The sequence below is a fragment of the uncultured Friedmanniella sp. genome (assembly GCF_964244285.1).
Taxonomy (GTDB): domain Bacteria; phylum Actinomycetota; class Actinomycetes; order Propionibacteriales; family Propionibacteriaceae; genus Microlunatus.
In genome coordinates this window covers 115,159-134,867 of the sequence record NZ_CAXTHT010000007.1, presented here as the reverse complement: position 1 = coordinate 134,867, position 19,709 = coordinate 115,159, and the positions used below count along the sequence as shown (strand labels likewise).

At 71.4% G+C, this 19,709-nt stretch carries 19 protein-coding genes and 1 riboswitch; of the genes, 11 read left to right on the top strand and 8 right to left on the bottom strand.

Going from position 1 to position 19,709, the window contains the following annotated elements; genetic code table 11:
* Window positions 1-49 precede the first annotated feature (49 nt).
* The 8 genes from ACFE7W_RS16485 to ccsB all read left to right on the top strand — a co-directional run bounded on the left by ACFE7W_RS16485 (window position 50) and on the right by ccsB (window position 8,868).
* Window positions 50-1,699 carry a uroporphyrinogen-III synthase gene (locus ACFE7W_RS16485; RefSeq protein ID WP_375425906.1) on the top strand — a complete coding sequence of 550 codons (1,650 nt, stop codon included), beginning with the start codon at window positions 50-52 and terminating at the stop codon, window positions 1,697-1,699.
* Between the two features lie 33 nt (window positions 1,700-1,732).
* On the top strand, window positions 1,733-2,734 hold the full coding sequence (gene hemB, locus ACFE7W_RS16480) for a porphobilinogen synthase (RefSeq protein ID WP_375425905.1): 1,002 nt from the start codon (window positions 1,733-1,735) through the stop codon (window positions 2,732-2,734).
* Window positions 2,731-4,101 carry a glutamate-1-semialdehyde 2,1-aminomutase gene (hemL, locus tag ACFE7W_RS16475; protein WP_375425904.1) on the top strand — a complete coding sequence of 457 codons (1,371 nt, stop codon included), beginning with the start codon at window positions 2,731-2,733 and terminating at the stop codon, window positions 4,099-4,101. The genes hemB and hemL overlap by 4 nt, the downstream gene beginning before the upstream one ends.
* Window positions 4,102-4,105: 4 nt before the next feature.
* The gene (locus tag ACFE7W_RS16470; protein WP_375425903.1) at window positions 4,106-4,783 is read left to right on the top strand and encodes a histidine phosphatase family protein; all 678 of its coding nucleotides are present in this window, start codon (window positions 4,106-4,108) and stop codon (window positions 4,781-4,783) included.
* A gap of 1 nt (window position 4,784) precedes the next feature.
* A complete protein-coding gene (locus tag ACFE7W_RS16465; protein WP_375425902.1) occupies window positions 4,785-5,375 on the top strand; it encodes a TlpA family protein disulfide reductase in 591 nt (196 codons plus the stop codon).
* A gap of 47 nt (window positions 5,376-5,422) precedes the next feature.
* On the top strand, window positions 5,423-6,133 hold the full coding sequence (locus ACFE7W_RS16460; protein WP_375425944.1) for a cytochrome c biogenesis CcdA family protein: 711 nt from the start codon (window positions 5,423-5,425) through the stop codon (window positions 6,131-6,133).
* A 138-nt stretch (window positions 6,134-6,271) separates the two neighbouring features.
* Window positions 6,272-7,876, top strand: a complete 1,605-nt coding sequence (locus ACFE7W_RS16455) for a cytochrome c biogenesis protein ResB (RefSeq protein ID WP_375425943.1) — start codon at window positions 6,272-6,274, stop codon at window positions 7,874-7,876.
* The gene (gene ccsB / locus ACFE7W_RS16450) at window positions 7,873-8,868 is read left to right on the top strand and encodes a c-type cytochrome biogenesis protein CcsB (protein ID WP_375425901.1); all 996 of its coding nucleotides are present in this window, start codon (window positions 7,873-7,875) and stop codon (window positions 8,866-8,868) included. The genes ACFE7W_RS16455 and ccsB overlap by 4 nt, the downstream gene beginning before the upstream one ends.
* 68 nt (window positions 8,869-8,936) lie before the next feature.
* Here ccsB and ACFE7W_RS16445 read toward each other — a convergent pair whose 3' ends face one another.
* The 4 genes from ACFE7W_RS16445 to ACFE7W_RS16430 all read right to left on the bottom strand — a co-directional run bounded on the left by ACFE7W_RS16445 (window position 8,937) and on the right by ACFE7W_RS16430 (window position 11,397).
* Entirely contained in the window at window positions 8,937-9,338 is a 402-nt protein-coding gene (locus ACFE7W_RS16445; RefSeq protein ID WP_375425900.1) for a rhodanese-like domain-containing protein, read from the bottom strand.
* Window positions 9,335-9,808 carry a cysteine dioxygenase family protein gene (locus ACFE7W_RS16440; RefSeq protein ID WP_375425899.1) on the bottom strand — a complete coding sequence of 158 codons (474 nt, stop codon included), beginning with the start codon at window positions 9,806-9,808 and terminating at the stop codon, window positions 9,335-9,337. The genes ACFE7W_RS16445 and ACFE7W_RS16440 overlap by 4 nt, the downstream gene beginning before the upstream one ends.
* A gap of 72 nt (window positions 9,809-9,880) precedes the next feature.
* Window positions 9,881-9,967, bottom strand: a complete 87-nt coding sequence (locus ACFE7W_RS16435; RefSeq protein ID WP_375425942.1) for a putative leader peptide — start codon at window positions 9,965-9,967, stop codon at window positions 9,881-9,883.
* A gap of 21 nt (window positions 9,968-9,988) precedes the next feature.
* A riboswitch (SAM riboswitch) is annotated at window positions 9,989-10,104 on the bottom strand.
* A 78-nt stretch (window positions 10,105-10,182) separates the two neighbouring features.
* Window positions 10,183-11,397, bottom strand: coding sequence for an MFS transporter (locus tag ACFE7W_RS16430; protein WP_375425898.1), 1,215 nt, complete (start codon window positions 11,395-11,397; stop codon window positions 10,183-10,185).
* A 132-nt stretch (window positions 11,398-11,529) separates the two neighbouring features.
* Between ACFE7W_RS16430 and ACFE7W_RS16425 the strand changes: the two genes are divergently transcribed.
* Entirely contained in the window at window positions 11,530-12,045 is a 516-nt protein-coding gene (locus ACFE7W_RS16425) for a VOC family protein (protein WP_375425897.1), read from the top strand.
* A 69-nt stretch (window positions 12,046-12,114) separates the two neighbouring features.
* Window positions 12,115-13,479, top strand: coding sequence for a mycothione reductase (locus ACFE7W_RS16420; protein ID WP_375425896.1), 1,365 nt, complete (start codon window positions 12,115-12,117; stop codon window positions 13,477-13,479).
* A 77-nt stretch (window positions 13,480-13,556) separates the two neighbouring features.
* Here the strand turns inward: ACFE7W_RS16420 and ACFE7W_RS16415 are convergent, their stop codons facing one another.
* From ACFE7W_RS16415 to ACFE7W_RS16405, 3 genes are all read right to left on the bottom strand, one after another.
* Window positions 13,557-14,810 carry a choice-of-anchor P family protein gene (locus ACFE7W_RS16415; protein WP_375425895.1) on the bottom strand — a complete coding sequence of 418 codons (1,254 nt, stop codon included), beginning with the start codon at window positions 14,808-14,810 and terminating at the stop codon, window positions 13,557-13,559.
* Window positions 14,811-15,137: 327 nt separating this feature from the next.
* Window positions 15,138-16,385, bottom strand: a complete 1,248-nt coding sequence (locus ACFE7W_RS16410; protein WP_375425894.1) for a choice-of-anchor P family protein — start codon at window positions 16,383-16,385, stop codon at window positions 15,138-15,140.
* 277 nt (window positions 16,386-16,662) lie between these two features.
* Window positions 16,663-17,238 carry a biotin transporter BioY gene (locus ACFE7W_RS16405; RefSeq protein WP_375425893.1) on the bottom strand — a complete coding sequence of 192 codons (576 nt, stop codon included), beginning with the start codon at window positions 17,236-17,238 and terminating at the stop codon, window positions 16,663-16,665.
* A gap of 191 nt (window positions 17,239-17,429) precedes the next feature.
* Between ACFE7W_RS16405 and ACFE7W_RS16400 the strand changes: the two genes are divergently transcribed.
* Window positions 17,430-18,698 (top strand): glycoside hydrolase family 3 N-terminal domain-containing protein, encoded by a 1,269-nt coding sequence (locus tag ACFE7W_RS16400; protein ID WP_375425892.1) that lies wholly within the window; start codon window positions 17,430-17,432, stop codon window positions 18,696-18,698.
* A 25-nt stretch (window positions 18,699-18,723) separates the two neighbouring features.
* Here the strand turns inward: ACFE7W_RS16400 and ACFE7W_RS16395 are convergent, their stop codons facing one another.
* Complete coding sequence (locus tag ACFE7W_RS16395) at window positions 18,724-19,671, bottom strand: DUF2510 domain-containing protein (protein WP_375425891.1); 948 nt, start codon at window positions 19,669-19,671, stop codon at window positions 18,724-18,726.
* Window positions 19,672-19,709: the final 38 nt, after the last annotated feature.

The window sequence follows — 19,709 nt, the reverse complement described above, 5'->3', positions numbered from 1 at the left end:
GATCCCTGGTGCCTCCGCGGGCACCCGGACAACAGAACGCGAGACGTCAGTGAGCTCATCTTCGGCGCACCAGCCCCGGAACCCCGCCGCTCCCACCTCGGCCACCCGCGGACGGGTCATCTTCGTCGGCACCGGACCCGGAGATCCTGACCTCCTCACCCTCGGGGCGATCGCGGCCCTCGCCGACGCCAGCGCCGTCATCCTGGACAGCGACCGGCAGTCCGAGATCCTGTCCCACCCGGCGATCACCCTGGCCGAGGGGGCCGAGGTCGCGACGCTGGGCACCGGTGAGACCGGCCGTCCGCTGTCGGCGTCGGCCCGGGCCAAGATCGTCCTGCGGCACGCCGCAGCGGGCTCCCGGGTGGTGCGGCTGGTCACCGGCGACCCGTTCCTGGACAACGCGGTGGCCGACGAGGCCGCGGCCTGCGTCCGTGGCGGCATCGACTTCGAGGTCGTCCCCGGCGTCTCCAGCCTGACCGCCGTGCCCGAGTACGCCGGCATCGACCTGATCCACGCCGGTGGCGTCCAGTTCGCCTCGGTGACCGACGGCAAGTTCAGCAAGGCCAACACCGGGCAGTGGGGCAGCGCGGCCACCATCGTCATCAGCACCCTGGTCTCGATGGTCGGCGGCATGGTCGACGCGGCGTTGGCCGCGGGCCGCGCCGGCACCGACCACGTCATCGTCACCCTCCACGGTGGCAGCACCGAGCAGATCACCCTGCCGACGACCCTCGACGGGCTGGTCGAGGCCGTGGCGTCGATCAAGGCGCCGGGCCTGGACCCGCTGCACGTGATCGTCGGGGCCGCGGCCGAGCAGCGTCGTGAGCTCAGCTGGTATGAGACCAAGCCGCTCTTCGGCTGGCGGGTGCTGGTGCCCCGCACCAAGGACCAGGCCGGCCCGATGGTGGCCCGGCTCCGGACCTACGGCGCGCACAGCGAGGAGGTGCCGACCATCTCGGTCGAGCCGCCGCGCAGCCCGCTGCAGATGGACAAGGCCCTGCGTGGCCTGGTCGAGGGCCGCTACGAGTGGGTCGTCTTCACCTCGGTGAACGCGGTGAAGGCGCTCCGGGAGAAGTTCGACGAGTACGGCCTGGACGCCCGGGCCTTCTCCGGCCTCAAGGTCGCCGCCGTTGGCTCGGTCACCGCCGAGTCGCTGCAGGCCTGGGGGATCGAGGCCGACCTGGTGCCGACCGGTGAGCAGTCCTCGGCCGGGCTGGCCGCGGAGTTCCCGGCCTTCGATGAGGTGCTCGACCCCATCAACCGGGTCTTCCTGCCCCGCGCCGACATCGCCACCGAGACGCTGACGGCCGGCCTGACCAGTCTCGGCTGGGAGGTCGAGGACGTCACGGCCTACCGGACCGTCCGGGCCACCCCGCCGCCGGCGCCGGTGCGGGAGGCGATCAAGTCGGGCAAGTTCGACGCCGTCGTCTTCACCTCCTCCTCCACCGTCCGCAACCTGGTGGGGATCGCCGGCAAGCCGCACCCCTCGACGATCATCGCGGCGATCGGCCCGGCCACGGCCAAGACCTGCGAGGAGCACGGCCTGCGGGTCGACGTGGTCGCGCACAAGCCGTCGGTGGTGGAGCTGGCCGACTCGCTCGCCAGCTTTGCCGCCGAGCGGCGCGACGCTTTCCTGGCCGAGGGCGAGCCGGTGCTCAAGCCCTCACAGCGGCGTACGTCACCCCGTCGACGGGTTTGATCCGCCGTTCCCGGCGCTAGGTTGGGAGGCGTCATGAGCACCCCGATTTCCCGTCCAAGGCGACTGCGGACCTCACCCGTGATGCGGGCCATGGTGGCCGAGACGAGCGTCGAACCGCGCCAGCTGGTGCTGCCGGCGTTCGTGGCGGAGGGCCTGTCCGAGCCGCGGCCGATCTCGTCCATGCCGGGGGTCGTCCAGCACACCATGGACACTCTCCGCAAGGCGGCGGTCGGCGCGGCCCAGGCCGGGCTGGCCGGGATCATGCTGTTCGGGGTGCCCGAGTACAAGGACGCCCGGGGCAGCGGTGCGGTCGATCCGCACGGCATCCTCACCGAGGCGATCCGGGCGGTCCGCGCCGAGGTTGGTGACGACCTGCTGGTCATGTCGGACGTCTGCCTCGACGAGTTCACCGACCACGGCCACTGCGGGGTGCTGACCCCCTCGGGCCTGGTCGAGAACGACGCGACGGTCGAGATCTACGCCGCGATGGCCGTGCTGCACGCCGAGGCCGGCGCGCACGTCGTCGCGCCCAGCGGGATGATGGACGGCCAGGTCGGCGCGATCCGGACGGCGCTGGACGCCGCGGCCGCCCTCGACACCACGATCCTGGCCTACGCCGCGAAGTACACCTCGGCCTTCTACGGACCGTTCCGCGAGGCCGTCGGTTCGTCGCTGACAGGCAACCGCAGGACCTACCAGCAGGACGGCGCGAACGTCCGCGAGGCGCTGCGTGAGGTGGCCCTCGACCTCGCCGAGGGTGCCGACATCGTGATGGTGAAGCCGGCGCTGGCCTACCTCGACGTCATCCGGGCCGTCCGGGAGGCCGTCGACGTGCCGGTGGCGGCGTACAACATCTCCGGCGAGTACGCGATGGTCGAGGCCGCCGCCGCCAACGGCTGGATCGACCGGGACGCCGCGGTGAACGAGACGCTCACCTCGATCCGCCGTGCCGGGGCCGACATCGTCCTCACCTACTGGGCTCAGACCTGGGCCGAGCGCTACGCCCTTCGCCAGACTCAGGGAACGACCCGATGACCACCACCACCCGGGACACCTCGACCGACACCCGCTCCGCAGCGCTGTTCGCCCGGGCCCAGGCCGTCACTCCGGGCGGGGTCAACTCACCCGTCCGGGCGTTCCTGTCGGTCGGCGGGACACCGCGCTTCATCGCCCGCGCCAAGGGTCCCTACCTCTACGACGCCGACGGTAACGAGCTGGTGGACCTCATCTGCTCGTGGGGGCCGATGCTGCTCGGGCACGCGCACCCGGAGGTGATCGGGGCCGTCGCCGAGGCGGCGTCCCGCGGCACCTCCTACGGCGCGCCCACGACGCCCGAGGTCGAGCTGGCCGCGGCGATCATCGACCGGACCCCGGTCGAGCAGGTGCGCCTGGTCAACTCCGGCACCGAGGCCACGATGTCGGTGCTGCGGCTGGCCCGCGGGATCACCGGCCGGGACAAGATCATCAAGTTCGCCGGCTGCTACCACGGTCACGTCGACGCTCTGCTGGCTGCGGCCGGCTCGGGCGTGGCCACCCTGGCCGCCCGCGACGGGGCGTCCTCCTTCTCCGCGGACGCGGCCATCCCGGGCTCGCCGGGGGTGACCGAGGCGACGACGGCCGACACCATCGTGCTGGCCTACAACGACCGTGCCGCCGTCCGTGAGGCGTTCGCGACCTACGGCGACCAGATCGCCTGCCTGGTGACCGAGGCGGCGGCGGGCAACATGGGCGTCGTCCCGCCCGGCGTCGAGGACGGGGTCGGCTTCAACGCCTTCCTGGCCGAGATCTGTGCCGCACACGGGGCGCTGTTCGTCAGCGACGAGGTGATGACCGGCTTCCGGGTCACCCGCTCCGGGCAGTTCGGCCGCGACGGGGTGGTGCCGGACCTGATGACTTTCGGCAAGGTGATGGGCGGCGGATTCCCCGCTGCGGCGTTCGGCGGCCGGGCCGACCTGATGCAGCACCTGGCCCCCATCGGCGGGGTGTACCAGGCCGGGACGCTTTCGGGGAACCCGGTTGCGGCCACGGCCGGCCTGACCACACTGCAACTGGCCACCGACGACGTCTACGCCCACGTCGACCGCGCTGCCGAGCGGCTGCGGGCCGAGGTCACCGCCGCATTGGGTGCGGCGGGCGTCCCGCACGTGGTCCAGGCCGCCGGGAACTTGTTCAGCGTCTTCTTCGTGCCAGACGGCGTGACCGCCGTCCCGGACTACGCCACCGCGGCGCGACAGGACACCGACGCGTACGCCGCCTTCTTCCACTCGATGCTGGACTCCGGGGTCTACCTGCCGCCGAGCGCCTTCGAGGGCTGGTTCCTCTCCGCCGCGCACGACGACGCCGCCCTCGACCGGGTGGTCAGCGCGCTGCCCGCCGCGGCCGCGGCGGCTGCGAGAGGATGACGCGGTGAGCGACGAGGCGACCAGCAGGCAGGGCTTCGGGACCAGGACGACCGTGCACCTGGTCCGGCACGGCGAGGTCCACAACCCCGCCGGCCTGCTCTACGGCCGGCTGCCCGACTACCACCTGTCCGACCTCGGACGCGAGATGGCGGTGCTGGTGGCCGACGACATGGCCGGCCGGGACATCGTGAACCTCGTCTGTTCCCCGCTGGAGCGGGCGCAGGAGACGATGGCGCCGCTGGCCGGACGGCTGGGGCTGCCGGTGGCGATCGACGAGCGGGTGATCGAGGCCGGCAACCAGCTCGAGGGTCGAAAGGTCACGGCCGGCGTCATCCTGCGCACTCCGAGGATCTGGTGGCTCTTCCGCAACGCGGCCACCCCCAGCTGGGGCGAGCCGTACCGCGAGATCGTCGCCCGGATGCGGCTCGCGCTGCGTGACGCGGCCGCGGCCGCCGCCGGGCACGAGGCCGTCGTCGTCAGCCACCAGCTCCCGGTCTGGATGGCCCGCTGCGACGCCGAGGGCCGGCGGCTGGTCCACGACCCGCGCAAGCGCGAGTGCCGGCTGGCCAGCGTCACCTCCTTCACCTACACCGACGGCCGGCTGGTCTCGGTCGGCTACCGCGAGCCTGCGGCTGCGCTCTACGCCGGACCGCGGCCGGCGAAGTTCGTCGCGGGCTCCTGACGTGACGCCCCTGGTCCGGCTGACCGGAGCCCTCGCCGCCGTCCTGCTCGTCGTCGGCGTGTCGGGCTGCACCACTACCGGAGCCGACGAGAAGACCCGCAGCGCGAGCCAGCAGGGCTACGTCGGCTCCAAGGACAACCTGACCAGGATCGCGCCGGCCGACCGCAAGCCCGTACCCGTGGTGTCCGGCACCTCGCTGGAAGGAAAGCCCCTGTCGACCGCCGACTACCCCGGCAAGGTCGTGGTGGTCAACGTCTGGGGCGCCTGGTGCCCGCCCTGCCGCGAGGAGGGGCCGGCCCTGCAGGCGGCGAGCGTGGCGACCAAGGGCAAGGCCCAGTTCGTCGGTATCAGCTCCCGGGACCTCGCCGTGACCGCGCCCCAGGCCTACGTCCGCGAGCACGAGATCACCTACCCGAGCATCTTCGACCCCAACGGCACGACGCTGCTCACCTTCGCCGGCACCCTGCCGCCCACGGCGATCCCGTCCACGCTCATCATCGACGCCCAGGGGCGGCTGGCCGCCCGGGTGCTCGGGTCGATCTCCGAGATCACGCTGGTGGACATGGTCGACGACGTCGCGGCCGGCCAGTGACCCCGCTCGACCTGAGCACCTGGGCTGCCAGCGCCGCGGGCGGCTCGATGGCGCTGGCCGTACCGGTGGCCCTGCTGGCCGGGCTGGTCTCTTTCTTCTCTCCCTGCGTGGTGCCGCTGCTGCCGGGCTACCTCTCCTACGCGACCGGCCTCGGCGCCGCCGAGGTGCTCGAGGGAACGCGCCGCCGCGGCCGGATGCTGGCCGGCACCTCGCTGTTCGTGCTGGGCATCGCGGTGGTCTTCGTGGCCACCGGGACGGTGATCGGCAGCCTCGGCTCCGTGCTGCTGCGTTACGCCGACCCGATCACGCGCGTGCTCGGCGTCGTCATCATCGGGCTCGGCCTGGTCTTCGCCGGCGTGCTGAGACTGGGCCAACGCGACCTGCGGCTCTCGCGCGTGCCCGCCGCCGGAGTCGCCGCGGCCCCGCTGCTCGGGGTGGTCTTCGCCCTCGGCTGGACCCCCTGCATCGGGCCGACCCTCGGCGTCGTCCTCAGCCTGGCCTACAACGAGGGGACGGCGCTGCGCGGCGCGTTGCTGGCCTTCGTCTTCGCGCTGGGTCTGGGCATCCCGTTCGTCGTCGCCGGACTGGCCTACACCCGGATGGCCCGGGTGGTCGGCGTGCTCCGCCGCCACCAGGTCGCGCTGCTGCGGATCGGCGGGGTGGCGATGGTCGCGGTCGGACTGCTCCTGGTCACCGGGCTCTGGAACCACGTCACCGCCTCGCTGCGGTCCCTCACCGCGTTCGTCCCCGTGATCTGAGAGCTGGAGATGACCACCACCGACGTCCGTGCGCCGCAGACCGAGCCGGGAGCGACGCCACCCCCGCCCCCCCAGGGCGGCCTGCCGAAACTGGGCTGGCGCGGCGGCGCCCGGTTCGTCTGGACTCAGCTGACCTCGATGCGCACGGCGCTGGTGCTGCTGTTCGCCCTCGCCGTGGCGGCCGTCCCCGGGTCGCTGGTACCCCAACAGAACATCTCACCCGTCCGGGTCTCGGAGTTCCTCACCGACCACCCCACGCTCGGGCCGATCTATGACAAGCTCGGCGTCTTCCACGTGTACACCTCGCCGTGGTTCTCCGCGATCTACCTGTTGCTCTTCCTGTCCCTGATCGGCTGCATCGTGCCCCGGGTCGGCGTCTACGCCCGGGCGCTGCGCAGCCGGCCACCGCGGACGCCCCGCTACCTGTCCCGGCTGCCCGCGTACCGCAGCGCGCCGGTGGCCGGCACCGGCGCCGACGAGGACTCTGCCGCCGTGCTCGAACGAGCGGCGACCAGCCTGCGCCGGCAGCGTTACCGGGTGGACCTGCGCGAGGACTCGGTCGCGGCCGAGCGCGGCTACCTGCGCGAGGCCGGCAACCTCGTCTTCCACATCAGCCTGCTGTTCGTGCTGCTCGGGGTGGCCATCGGCAGCCTGTACGGCTTCCGCGGCAGCGCCGTCGTGGTCACCGGCCAGGGCTTCGCCAACACCGTCACCCAGTACGACGACCTGTCGGCCGGGGCCGCCTTCTCCGACTCCCAGCTGGTGCCCTTCAGCGTGCTGGTCAAGAGCTTCGACGTCCGGTTCGAGACCGGGGCGGTGCAGCGCGGCGCGGCCCGGCTGTTCAAGGCCGTCGTCGAGGTGACCGAGGCTCCCGGTGAGGCGCCGGTGACCAAGACCCTCGAGGTCAACCACCCGCTGACCATCGACGGCACCACGGTGCACCTGATCGGCCACGGCTACGCCCCCCGGGTGACCATCACCGACGGCAACGGCAAGGTCACCTTCTCCGGACCGGTGGTCTTCCTGCCCCAGGACGGCAACTTCACCTCGGCGGGCGCGATCAAGGCCTACGACGCGCGGCCGCAGCGGATCGCGTTCGAGGGCTTCTTCCTGCCCACCGCCGTTTCGGACGGGTCCAGCGCGGCCCCTACCTCCGGCTTCCCGGACGCGATCAACCCGGCGCTGTTCCTCAACGGCTGGTACGGCCCGCCCAAGGCCGAGACCGGCGCGCCGGAGAACGTCTACTCCCTCGACACCACCGGCATGACCCAGATGAAGGACGCGAAGGGCACCCCGCTGCGCTTCGCCCTGCGGACGGGTGAGACGGTCACGCTCCCCAACGGGCTCGGCACCCTGAAGATGGACGGCTGGGACCGCTGGGTCAAGCTGCAGGTCGGTGACGCGCCGGGCGCTCCCATCTCGCTCATCGCCATCGGCTTCGCCGTCTTCGGGCTCTGCCTGTCGCTGTTCGTGCGGCCGCGCCGGATCTGGGTGCGGACCAGCAAGGGTGACGGCGCGACGTTGATGGTCGAGGTCGGCGGCCTGGACCGTGCCGACGCCCGGGGTGGGCTGAGCGAGGACGTCGCCGAGTTCGCCGCCGAGCTGTCGGGCTCGCCCCCGGACACGGGACCGCCCCCCGACGCAGGACCGCACGCATCCGGCGAGGACGACGCCGGCGAACCCTCAGCAGGACCAGTTGCTCCAGACCCCGCAAGCGACCTCAGCCAGAAGGCAGACCGATGAGATACGAGTACCTGTCGAACGTCGTGTTCGTGACGTCGGTGGTGGTCTACGCGCTGGCGATGTTCGCCCACGCCGCCGAGTGGGCGGCCGCCCGCAGCGTCGGCACGGTGGCCGAGCCCGAGCGCGAGCTGGCCAGCGTCGGGGCGCGCGGTGAGGCCGTCTACGACACCGTCGACGCTCCCCGGACCCGGGCCGTCCCGCGGTCCACCGCCCCCGCCGAGCCGGCCACGGCGGCGAGCTCGCAGCGGGTCGAGCAGTTCGGCCGGATGGGCGTCGCGCTGACCGTGTTCGGGCTCGCGCTCAGTGTGGGCGGCGTGCTGCTCCGAGGCCTGGCCGCGGGCCGGGCGCCGTGGGGCAACATGTTCGAGTTCACCACCTTGGCGATGGTGTTCATCGTCGCGGTGTACCTGGTCATGGTCTGGCGCTCGGGCCTGCGTTGGCTGGGCCTGCCCGTGACGCTGCTGGCTGCCGTCGGCAACGGCCTGGCGGTCACCGTCTTCTACGTCGCCGTTGCCCCGCTCGTGCCGGCGCTGCACTCGGTCTGGTTCCTGATCCACATCGTGGCCGCCGCCATCTCGGGCGCGGCGTACAACGTGGGCGGGTTGCTGTCGATTTTGTACCTGCTGAAGAAGCGGGCCGAGGACCGGGGCACCGTCAAGGGCTACCTCGCGCTGCTGCCGACGTCTCGGCGGGTCGACCTGCTCGCCTACCGCTTCCACGCCTTCGCGTTCCCGCTGTGGACCTTCACCGTCGCCGCCGGCTCCATCTGGGCCGAGTACGCCTGGGGTCGGTACTGGGGCTGGGACCCCAAGGAGACCTGGGCCTTGGTCACCTGGGTGATCTACGCCTGCTACCTGCACGCCCGCTCGACGGCCGGCTGGCGGGGCAGCAAGGCCGCCGGGATCGCGATCGTGGGCCTCGCGTCGTTCTGGTTCAACTTCGTGGGCATCAACCTGCTGGTCTCGGGCCTGCACTCCTACGCCGGCGTCTGACCCTTTTCCCCCCCCCGAGTTGTCAGAACTCAGCTGCCCCGGAGGACAACTGAGTTCTGACAACTCGGTCAGAGCAGGGACCGCCAGGCGGCGTAACCGCCGATGACGTCGGTGGCGCGCCAGACGCCGAGGTCCTGCAGGGCCACAGCGGCGAGGCTGGAGGTGTAGCCCTCCTGGCAGAGGACGATCACCGGCAGGTCGTACGAGGCGATCGGTAGGGCCGCGTCGCTGGCGGGGTCGAAGCGCCACTCGAGCACGTTGCGCTCGATCAGCAGGGCGCCGGGAAGATCACCTTCGACGTCGCGCTGAGCCGCGGGACGGATGTCCACCACGACCGCACCGGTGCCCCAGAGAATCCGGGCCTGTGCTGGGGTGAGCCTTTGGAGGCGCCCCCGGGCCGATTCCAGCACTTCGTGGATGGTCTTGCGACCGGTGCGGGTCGTGGTGGCTGGCGGGACGAGGATGCTCACCAATTCACCCCGGCCAGTTGTGATCGAGTCAACGATAGCAGCGACCCGTGGGCTTCGTACTCGTTCATCTCGCTCAGTGACGGGGCGTAGACATGCACGCTGACGGCTGGTAAAAGCTCAGCGTTGACGACCTGGTGGATGTGCTGGCGGCCGAACGGGCGGACCGCCGCGTCGCTCAGCCGACGCTCTCCGGCGGCGATCCGGGCGGTGCCGTCGCCCACGGGAACGGCGTGGCGCTCGGTGAGCGTGCCCTGGACGGTGGCGAAGGCCCCGGCGCTGCCGCCGTGGTCGTGCCAGAGGGTGCCCTGGCCGGGCAGCCAGGTCAACAGCCACGCCTCGTAGTCGGGTTCCGCCGCGAGCCGGGTGTAGAAGCGGTTCTGGGCGTCATAGCGGACGAGGGGTTGCCAGAGGTCGGTACGGGCGGCGAGCCGCTGGGCGATCTGGCCGAGTGGGGACGTGGACGAAGGCATGCGGGACTCCTGGGGTGCGGCGCCGCCATCGAGTGGCGAGCCGGCGAGGGTGGGAAGGAAGGGGAGCAGAGCTCAGGCGGAGGTCGGCATGCGTCGACAGCCCGCACTCGCGGTGCGTTGCAGGTCGACGTGGATGCGGCCGTGCAGGTGAAGGGTCACCAGGGTTCCCTCGGAAGTCGGACGACAGGTTTGCCGGCGTCCGGGAGGACGCGGGCCTGGTCTTCACCCGGAGCACCCCAACCGTCGCGGAGGGTTGCTGGCCAGCGAGCCGGGGCTACGTGCTGGCACTCATGACCTGGCCTGACCGTAACCGAGCCGACCCGGGCAGGCAAACCCCTGTCTCACGATAGGAAATGCAGGCAATCTCGTCGTGCTCACGAGCGGGCGACGGGCTCGGTCCGCAAGGGGCCGCGACGGGCGATCGCCCAGACCACCAGGGCCACGACGCTGAGGCCGGCGCCGGCTGTGGTGACGGCCGTCCAGCCACCGACGGACCACAGCACGGTGGCGGCCGCGGAGCCGACGGCGCCACCGATGAAGTTGTTGGTCACGAAGGCCGTGTTGAGCCTGCTCCGCGCCTCGGCCGAGACGGCGAAGATTCGCGTCTGGTTGAGGATGTTGACCCCCTGGATGGCGACGTCCAGCACCAGGATGGCCAGCACGATCAGCACCACCGAGCGGCCGCCCACCAGAGCGAGCAGGAACGCGAGCAGGGCCAGCGCCCAGCCGATGCCGGTGGCTGGGAGGGACCAGCCGCGGTCGTGCAGCCGACCGGCGCGCTGGGCGGCGATGGCCCCGGCCAGGCCGACCAGCCCGAAGAGACCGATCACGGAGACGGGGTAGGAGAACGGCGGCCCGCTGAGCAGGAAGGTCAGCGAGGTCCAGAACATGGTGAACACCCCGAAGGAGATGCCGGCGAGGACCAGCGTCCACCGCACCGTGCGTTCGCGCACCACCACCGCACCCACGGAGGCGATCAGCCTCGGGTAGGCCAGCTTGGTCTTGGGCGAGAGCGGGGGGACGGCCCGGTAGAGCAGCGCGGCCAGGACGACGTCGACGACGGCCGCGAGCACGTAGATGGCCCGCCAGCCGGCGACCTCGGCCACCAGGCCGCTGAGGGTCCGCGAGACGAGGATCCCGGTGAGGATGCCGGAGGCCACCGTCCCCACCACCTGCCCGCGGGAACCGTCGTCGGCGAGGTCCCCGGCGAGCGGGGTCAGGATCTGCCCGCCGACGGTGGTCAGGCCGAGCAGGGTGATCGCCGCCAGCAGCAGGCCCATCGTCGGAGCCAGTGCGCAGAGGAGGAGGGCGGCCACGGCGCACAGCATCATCACCAGCAGCAGCCGACGCCGGTTCGTGACGTCGCCGAGCGGCACCACCAGCAGGATCCCCGCCGCGTAGCCGAGCTGGGTGGCGGTGACCAGCCAGCCGGCTGCGGCGGTGGAGGCGTGCAGGTCCGTGGCGATCGTGTCCAGCAGCGGCTGCGACCAGTAGAGGTTCCCGACCGCCGCCCCACCCGCGACGGCGAACAGGAAGGTCAGCGCGCGGGTCATCCGCGGCGGCTGCGGGCGGCCGGTCCCGTCGCTCATCGTTGCTCTCCGTCTCTGGGTCCGAGTCCAGCACCGGTTGCCGCTCCCGGTGCTGGCCCCATCCTGCTGGTGCTGGGTCCGGGAGTCACGCTACACTTACTTGAACCTTCAATCACTACCCCAGGGGCACTCATGGCCATCCAGCGGCTCAACCACGCCGTCCTCTTCATCGCCGACCTCGACCGCTCGGTGCGCTTCTACACCGAGGTGCTCGGCTTCACCGTGGTCGCCGGCATGGCGGGGCAGGCCTCGTTCCTGCGTGCGCGGGACTCCACCAACGACCACGACCTCGGCCTCTTCGCCATGGGCACTCAGGCTGCGTCCAGCCCCGCGGGCCGCTCCACCGTCGGGCTCTACCACCTGGCCTGGGAGGTCAGCACCCTCGGCGACCTCGAGCAGCTTCAGCTCGACCTGGCGTCGGCCGATGCGCTGACCGGGCTGTCGGACCACGGCACCACCAAGTCCCTCTACGGGCGGGACCCGGACGGGATCGAGTTCGAGATCGTCTGGCTGGTCCCCGCCCACCTGTTGGCGCCGGACACCTCGATGACGACCCGACCGCTGGACCTGGCCCGGGAGATCGGCCACTACGGTCGCGAGACCCGCAGCGGGCTCGGGATCAGCGTGCCCCTCGGCGTCGAGGTCTGAGCTGACCGGTCGGGCCCTTCGACGGGCTAGGGGAACGGGGCGGCTGGGGCCGCCTGGCAGCATGGCGGGGTGCAGCATTACGACCTCGCCATCATCGGCTCCGGCTCCGGCAACTCGATCGTCGACGAACGCTTCGCCGACACCTCGGTCGCCCTGGTCGACAAGGGCACCTTCGGCGGCACCTGCCTGAACGTCGGCTGCATCCCGACCAAGATGTTCGTGCACCCCGCCGATCTGGCTCTCAGCCCCGCCCACGCGCACCGGCTGGGGGTGGACCTCGAGTTGGCGGCGGTGCACTGGGCCGAGATCCGGGACCGCATCTTCGGCCGGATCGACCCGATCTCGGCCGGTGGGCTCACGTGGCGCCAGCGCAACGACAACGTCACCGTCTACCAGGAGTCGGCCCACTTCGTCGGCGAGCATGCTCTCCAGGTCGGCGCGGAGACCATCACCGCGGACCGCTTCGTCCTCGCGGCGGGCAGCCGGCCCGTGCTGCCCGACGTCCCCGGCCTCGACTCGGTGACCTACCACACCTCGGACACCGTGATGCGGCTGCCGGACCTGCCGCGCTCGGTGTTGATCGTCGGCGGCGGGTACATCGCCGCCGAGTTCTCCCACATCTTCGCCTCCTACGGCAGCCGGGTGACCGTGCTCAGCCGGAGCGAGAAGCTGCTCCGGCGCGAGGACGACGACGTCTCCACCCGGTTCACCGAGCTGATGGCCTCCCGGGTCGACCTGCGGACCGAGGCTGCGCTGCGGCAGGTGCGACCGGCCGAGGGTGGCGGCGTGAGGGCCACCGTGGTGGACGCAGACGGGGAGCACGAGCTGACCGTCGACGTCCTGCTCATCGCCACCGGCCGACGGCCCAACGCCGACACCCTGCACCTCGAGGCCGCCGGGGTCGACGTCGACGCCGAGGGCTACGTGGTGGTCGACGCCCACCAGCGCACCACGGCCTCCCATGTCTTCGCCCTCGGCGACGTCTCCTCCCACCACCAGCTCAAGCACGTGGCCAACCACGAGGCCCGGGTGGTCCAGCACAACCTGCTGCACCCCGACGACCTGCACGAGAGCGACCACCGGTTCGTTCCGCACGCCGTCTTCTCCTCCCCGCAGGTCGCCGCGGTGGGCCTGACCGAGCAGGAGGCCCGCGAGCAGGGGCTGGACTACACCGTCGCCCGGCAGGCGTACGGCGACGTGGCCTACGGCTGGGCGATGGAGGACACCGACCACTTCGTCAAGCTGGTCGGCGACCGCGCCTCCGGCCGGCTGTTGGGGGCCCACCTGATCGGACCCGACGCCTCGTCGCTGATCCAGCCGCTGATCCAGGCGATGAGCTTCGGCCAGACCGCGGCCGAGGTCGCGCAGGGGCAGTACTGGATCCACCCGGCGATGGCCGAGGTGATCGAGAACGCCCTGCTCGGGCTGGGCTGAACCCGGCTCGAGACGTGACGAGCGGCCGGCTCGGGCGCCCGAGCCGGCCGCTCATCGGCCTTGGTGTGGTGGTGCGGTCAGTAGGCGGTGACCGCGGCGTAGGCCGAGCCGACCGTCAGCGTGGTGCCGGCGGCGAGCCCCAGCTGGGCAGTGTCCAGCTTCAGCTGGAGGGCGTACACCTGGAGGCTGCTGCCCGAGCGTACGGCCCGGCGCAGGTAGAGGGTGCCCACCCCGTCGATGTCGATCGTGCTGTTCTCGGCCACGTCGGCGGTGGTCTGGTCGACGCCGTTGATCTTCAGGCCCAGCACCTGGGTGCCTTCGGAGGTGGTGGTGACCTTGGTCCCCTTCCGGGTGGAGCTGGAGGCCGCCGTGATCGCGTCGACGCTGATGACGCCACCCAGCAGGCTGGTGGCGCCGATCTCGGCGCTGGCGTTGGCCGTGGTGCTCGAGGCGGTGTCGGTGCTGGAGACCTTCGTGGTCAGCGCACCGACCTTGAGAACCCCGGGGACGTCGACCCCGGCCAGGTTGGAGGACTTGGTGACGTCGGTCAGACCGCCGCAGGGCAGCCCCACCGAAGCGGTCTTGCCCGCGCTGACGACGCCGGCCACGTCGATCTGGGTCCCGTAGGCCGAGGCGGCGGGCTTGTGGAAGATGGTGTCCCGCAGCCCGGCGTTCGCGACGCCGACGATGACGGTCCCGCTCGCCAGGCCCAGCGGGTTGCCCTTGAGCACGTTGACCCGCATGGCGATCACCCCGAGGGTGTGGTTGCCGGCCGCGCTGGCGACCTTCTGGTTGTTGAGGACGACGCTCGCGATGCCGGGGATGCTGACCGTGGTCACCCCGGTCGGCTTGACGGTGACGGAGCGGCCGGCGATCTTCAGACCGGTGAAGGTGCTGCTGGCGGTGTTGGTGTAGGTGTCGCCGGTGTGGGAGACCTTGGCTGAGGAGGTGATCGCGCTGGCCGAGACCAGACCGCCCAGCAGGGACGTGCCGGCGATGGTGGTGGTCGCGGTGGTGGCGCCGGAGCTGCCGGACCCCGAGGTCGTCACCTGGGTGTTCCCGGCGCCGACGTTGCCGAGCAGCGGCACGGAGAGCTTGGCGACGGTGTTGGTGCGGGTGAGGTCCTTGTTGGTGGTGCAGACCGACGACACGGCACTCGCGCCCGAGGTGATCGGGCCGAGGGTGACTACGGAGACGTAGGCCGAGCCGCTGAAGGCGTCGTACGTCGTGGTCGCGGCCTGGGCGGGTAGCGGCATCGTCATGGCCAGCGCGGCGGCCACGGTCGAGGCGCTGGTCACGGCGAGGATGCGGCGGGTGGGGGAGGTGGACACGGTGCTCTCCGATCGGGGTGGGAATGAGTGTTTTTGGCGCCGCTTGGCTCCCCCCGGTAGCCGCGAACAGGACAGAACATAGGACATTCGTGGCGGCTTAAAAATGCAAAGAATCAAAGCGAGACCAAACCGTAGCCAAGGGCAAAACTGCGTAAAAGATGCCTCAAGAAAGACCAATCCAGGGTGGTTTCGGCTCCGAAAAGAAATGGCTTTCCTGCTCGGCCCGTCAGGCTCGGGGCACGCAGAAACGCGCTGCCGGCTCGTCGACGAGCCGGCAGCGCGCAGTAGGGGGTGGCGGAGCACGTCCGCCCTGGTGGGAGCCCTGGTCTAGTGAGCGGCGACGCCCGTCTTCGCCGAGCCGACGGTGATGACGGTGCCGACGCCGAGGCCCTGGGACGCCGTGCTGAGCTTCAGCTGGACGGCGTAGACCTGGATGCCGGTGCTGGTCCGCAGGGCGCGGTGCAGGTAGAGCGTGCCGACGCCGGCGATGTTGATACTGGTGTTCTCCGCGGTGCTCACCGTACGGCTGACGCCGTTGACCTTGAGCCCGACGACCTTGGTCCCGGACGAGGAGCTGGACGGGGTGCTCGTGCCTTTCGCGGTGGTCGCGGCCTTGGCCTCGACGGCGTCGATCGTGACGACACCGTCGAGGAGGTCGATGCCCGCCACGGTGTTCGTCGCGACGGAAAGCGTCTTAGCGGAGGTGTCCGTGCTCTTGGTCGCGCTCCGCACCGCCCCGACGTGCAGGGCCGAGCCGAGCGTGGTCGAGTCCACCGAGTTGGTCAGGGTGACGCCGTTGCTGCCCGCGCAGGGCTGGCCGACCGCTGCTGTCGCGCCGGACTTGACCACGCCCGCCACGTTCACCAGCGTGCCGTAGGCCGCGCCGGAGGCCAGGCGGTGCACCGGGTCGCGCAGGTCGCTGGTGGCCACCCCGACGACGATGTCACCGGTCGGCAGGCCCAGCCGGTTACCCGCGAGAAGCGTGATCCGTAGTCCGGTGACGGTGATGCTGTGTGCGCCGTTGGTCGTGGAGGTGCTCTGGCCGTTGATGCGGACGGTCGCCACGTCGGGGATGCTGATGATGGTGTCCACCCCCGGCCTGGCGGTCACGCTGGTGCCCGCCACCCGGAGATTGGTGAACACGGTGGAGGCTGCGCGGGTGTAGCCGGCGGAGGAGTACTTGACCTTGGCCGTGCTCGTGATGGCCGACGCCTGGACCAGGTCACCGACGAGCGACGTCGACCCGGTCGTGGTGGTGCTGGTCGTCAGCTGGCCACTGCTCTTCGAGGTCGTGACCTTGGTGGTGGCCGCTCCGATCCGGCCGACGCCGGGCAGGACGATCTTGGCGGTGTTGTTGCTGGCGGACTTCGGGGCAGTCGTCGTGCAGAGCCCGACGGAAGAGGTCTTGCCGGAGTTGACGAGGCTGCCGACCTTGGCTGTGGAGCCGTAGGCGGATCCGCTGTAGGCGCGGGAGCCGGCGGCCTGGGCGGGCGCCGGTGTGGCGAGGGCGACGGTCGCGGCGAGGGCCAGCGAGCCTGCCGCGGCGAGCCGGCGTTGAGTGGGGGAAAAGGACATGACTGCTCCGATCGGGGGGGACGGAATGAGGCAGCAGAATGGCTGCCCCCCAGCTCCCCCGACGCTGTCTGACGCACCGAGACCCTAGGCGAGGAAAGGGCGGGAAGACCCAACAGAAACCGGATTGATATCGAACCGTTTTCGTCCGAGAAAAGACTTATCTCAGTCTCATGAAAGGACCAATCCGATCGACGTCCGGCTCCGAGCGGCCCTGATCCTGGGCATGCTGGTCCGTCCGGCTGGCCGCTCAGGCTGCCGGCGGGGACTCAGACCGAGGTCAGCGGCGCTGGCCGACCAGCTTCCAGGCGGCGGGCAGCAGGCCCGCGGCGACGAGGATCTTCAGGGCGTCGCCGATCAGGAACGGCACGACGCCGAGCAGCAGGGCCTTGCCGAACGGCAGTCCGGCGATCAGCATCAGGCCGGGCACGCCGACCGCGTAGATGGCGAGGTTTCCCAGCACCATCACCCCGGCGGTCCGCAGGACGTGCCGGTCGGCGCCACGCTCGGCCAGCCGACCGACGATCCAGGCCGCCACGACGAAGCCGACCGCGTAGCCGAAGGAGGCAAACGCCCATCCACTGTGGTGCGCGGTGAACCACGGGACCCCGGCGACCCCGAGCAGCACGTAGAGCGCCATGGACGCGACGCCGCGGCGGCTTCCGAGGGCCGCGACCACGAGCATCACCGCGAGGGTCGACAGCGACAGCGGTACCGGAGTGAAGGGCAGCGGGATCGAGACCTGGGCGGCGAGCCCGACGAGGACCGCACCAGCAGCCACCAGGGCCACACTTCGGGCGAGGCCGCCCGGAAGCACGTCCGCCAGGGTCCGGGGACTTACGCTGATGCTCGACATGGGTCCTCCCGCAGGTGTGTTCCGGGCACGACGTGCACCGGAAGCGCGTGTGGCCCACCTTAGGGTGAACGTCTGCGGTACGGCCAACGGACCGCGCGGCGTGGACGCCCCGAACCAGGAGGTGAGCTGTGGCTGGGTCAGGTCCTGCTGCATCACGTCGTCACGGCCGGCGCCGGCGCGCCCAGGCCTCGGTGGCGCTGCCGGTGCGGCTGGTGGTGCCGGCGCTCGCGGTGGTGCTGCTCGGACTCGCCGCCTGCACCACCTCGGGCGGCAACCCGACCAGCTCCGGTCCGCTCACCCCCGCCCCGTCCTCGGGCCGCTCGGACTCCGGCTCGACCGAGCCGTCCCGGTCGCCGGGTGGCGCGTCCGCGACGCCCAGCCCGTCTCCGAGCTCCACCGCGACCCCGGTGGGTCCTCAGCCGACCGACTGTGCCGGCCTGCTGGGTGAGCTGAGCCTGTCCGAGCGGGTGGGGCAGCTGCTGATGGTCTCGGTGAGTTCCACCGGCCTCACGTCGTCACGGGCCACCATGATCGGCCGCACCCACGCCGGCAGCGTGCTGCTGCTGGGCAACTCCAAGGCGGGGATGTCGGCCACGCAGCAGGTGGTCGCCGACGTCCGGGGCGCAGCCGACCGGCCGCAGCGGGTGAACGTCGTCCTCGCCGCCGACCAGGAGGGCGGCCTCGTGCAGCGGCTCGCCGGCTCGGGCTTCAGCGACATCCCCTCGGCTTTCCGACAGGCCGAGCTTCCCGACGCCGAGCTGGCCGACGAGGCCGAGACGTGGGGCGAGGAGCTGGACAAGGCGGGCATCAACCTGAACCTGGCGCCGGTGGCCGACGTCGTCCCGCGCAGCCTGGTCTCGGTCAACCAGCCGATCAGCCAGCTCCGCCGGGGCTACGGGTCCTCGCCCACGGTGGTCGCCCGCAAGGTCGCTGCCTTCACCACCGGGATGGACAACGCCGGCCTCGCCACGGCGGTCAAGCACTTCCCGGGCCTTGGCCAGGTGCGCGGCAACACCGACACCGAGGCCCGCGTGGTCGACGGGGCCACCACCCGCAAGGACCCGGCGCTGGCCGGCTTCTCGGCCGCCGTCAAGGCCGGGGTGGACATGGTGATGGTCTCCTCGGCCACCTACACCAAGATCGACGCCAAGCAGCAGGCGGTCTTCTCCTCGACGGTGATCGACCAGATGATCCGCGGCGACCTGGGCTTCGACGGCGTGGTGATCTCCGACGACCTCGCCGCCAAGGGCGTCAGCAACGTGTCCGGCCCCCAGCGCGCCGTGCGCTTCGTGAAGGCCGGCGGCGACCTGATCATCGTGGCCGACCCGTCGCTGGCCCAGTCGATGGCCAAGACCTTGGTGGCTCGAGCCAAGAGCGACCCGGACTTCGCGGCCCGGATCGACGAGAGCGCCGCGCGGGTGCTGGCCTTCAAGGCCCGGCGCGGCCTGGCTCGCTGCTGAGCCCCTCACGTCACGACGACGAGCCTCACTCGGTGACGGTGAGCTGGGCCAGCGCCTGCCGGGCCGGTTCCAGGAGCGTCGGCTGGGTGTCGGGGATCGAGGCGTAGAAGAGGCCCGACCGGGTCCCCGTGGCGACGATGGCCACGATCAGCCGCTCGCCCTTGGTCCTGAGCCCGGGGATGTCGAAGTGGAGCTCGGACTCGACGATCCAGGCGTCGTGCCCGTCGATGGTGGCCGCCTTGTTCACGGTGACGTCACTGGTGACCGCCGCGGGGCCGTAGAAGGTTCCCAGGATGCACTTCACGACGATCTTCGACCCGTCCTCGGGACTGAAGAAGCCGTCACCGGCCTGCAGCTCGGCCACCAGGACCGAGGCCACCCAGTCGTGGCCCTTGCCCGTGCCGTCGTAGTCGGCCTGGTCGAGCACGGTCTGGACGCGCACGTCGGTGCCGAACGGCACCCGGTCGTCAGGGGCCGGCAGCGCCCAGGGACTGTCCAGCTCGGGGTAGGAGAGCGGCCCGCCGTGCACCCGGCCGTCGTTCGGGTCCTGGCCGGGCTCGACCGTCTCCTCCTTGGGTTGGGGGCAGGCGTTCTGGCTGCCCTGACCCCCGGGAGGCGAGGCGGCGGCGCCCAGACCCGTGGTGGCACGGACGGCGAGCACCGCGATCACGACGATCACCACGACGAGCGCTCCGCCGGCGAGCCACCAGCCCCACGGGGTACGCCGCTTCGTGGTCTGCTGGTAGGCCGCGTAGGCCGACCCCTGGCCGCCGTACCCCTGACCGCCGTAACCCTGACCGCCCTGACCGGCTGGCGTGGGGGCCGGCGGCGCTACCGGGTTGACCAGTCCGAGGCTGGGCGGGGGGGCGCTCGGGTTGGGCGACGTGGCGGCGGACCAGGCCTTGCCGTCCCAGTAACGGTAGAGGCCGTTCCCGCCACCTGGATCGGGGTACCAACCAGCCTGCGCGCTCACGCCGGGCAGTCTATGTCGGGGGCCTGTGCCCGGCGGGC

Excerpts from the sequence above, each read along its gene's own strand:
- hemB (WP_375425905.1), top strand. The coding sequence starts at position 1,733 with ATGAGCACCCCGATTTCCCGTCCAAGGCGACTGCGGACCTCACCCGTG.
- hemL (WP_375425904.1), top strand. The coding sequence starts at position 2,731 with ATGACCACCACCACCCGGGACACCTCGACCGACACCCGCTCCGCAGCG.
- ACFE7W_RS16460 (WP_375425944.1), top strand. The coding sequence starts at position 5,423 with ATGGCGCTGGCCGTACCGGTGGCCCTGCTGGCCGGGCTGGTCTCTTTC.
- ACFE7W_RS16455 (WP_375425943.1), top strand. The coding sequence starts at position 6,272 with ATGCGCACGGCGCTGGTGCTGCTGTTCGCCCTCGCCGTGGCGGCCGTC.
- ccsB (WP_375425901.1), top strand. The coding sequence starts at position 7,873 with ATGAGATACGAGTACCTGTCGAACGTCGTGTTCGTGACGTCGGTGGTG.
- ACFE7W_RS16440 (WP_375425899.1), bottom strand. The coding sequence starts at position 9,808 with ATGCCTTCGTCCACGTCCCCACTCGGCCAGATCGCCCAGCGGCTCGCC.
- ACFE7W_RS16430 (WP_375425898.1), bottom strand. The coding sequence starts at position 11,397 with ATGAGCGACGGGACCGGCCGCCCGCAGCCGCCGCGGATGACCCGCGCG.
- ACFE7W_RS16425 (WP_375425897.1), top strand. The coding sequence starts at position 11,530 with ATGGCCATCCAGCGGCTCAACCACGCCGTCCTCTTCATCGCCGACCTC.
- ACFE7W_RS16410 (WP_375425894.1), bottom strand. The coding sequence starts at position 16,385 with ATGTCCTTTTCCCCCACTCAACGCCGGCTCGCCGCGGCAGGCTCGCTG.
- ACFE7W_RS16405 (WP_375425893.1), bottom strand. The coding sequence starts at position 17,238 with ATGTCGAGCATCAGCGTAAGTCCCCGGACCCTGGCGGACGTGCTTCCG.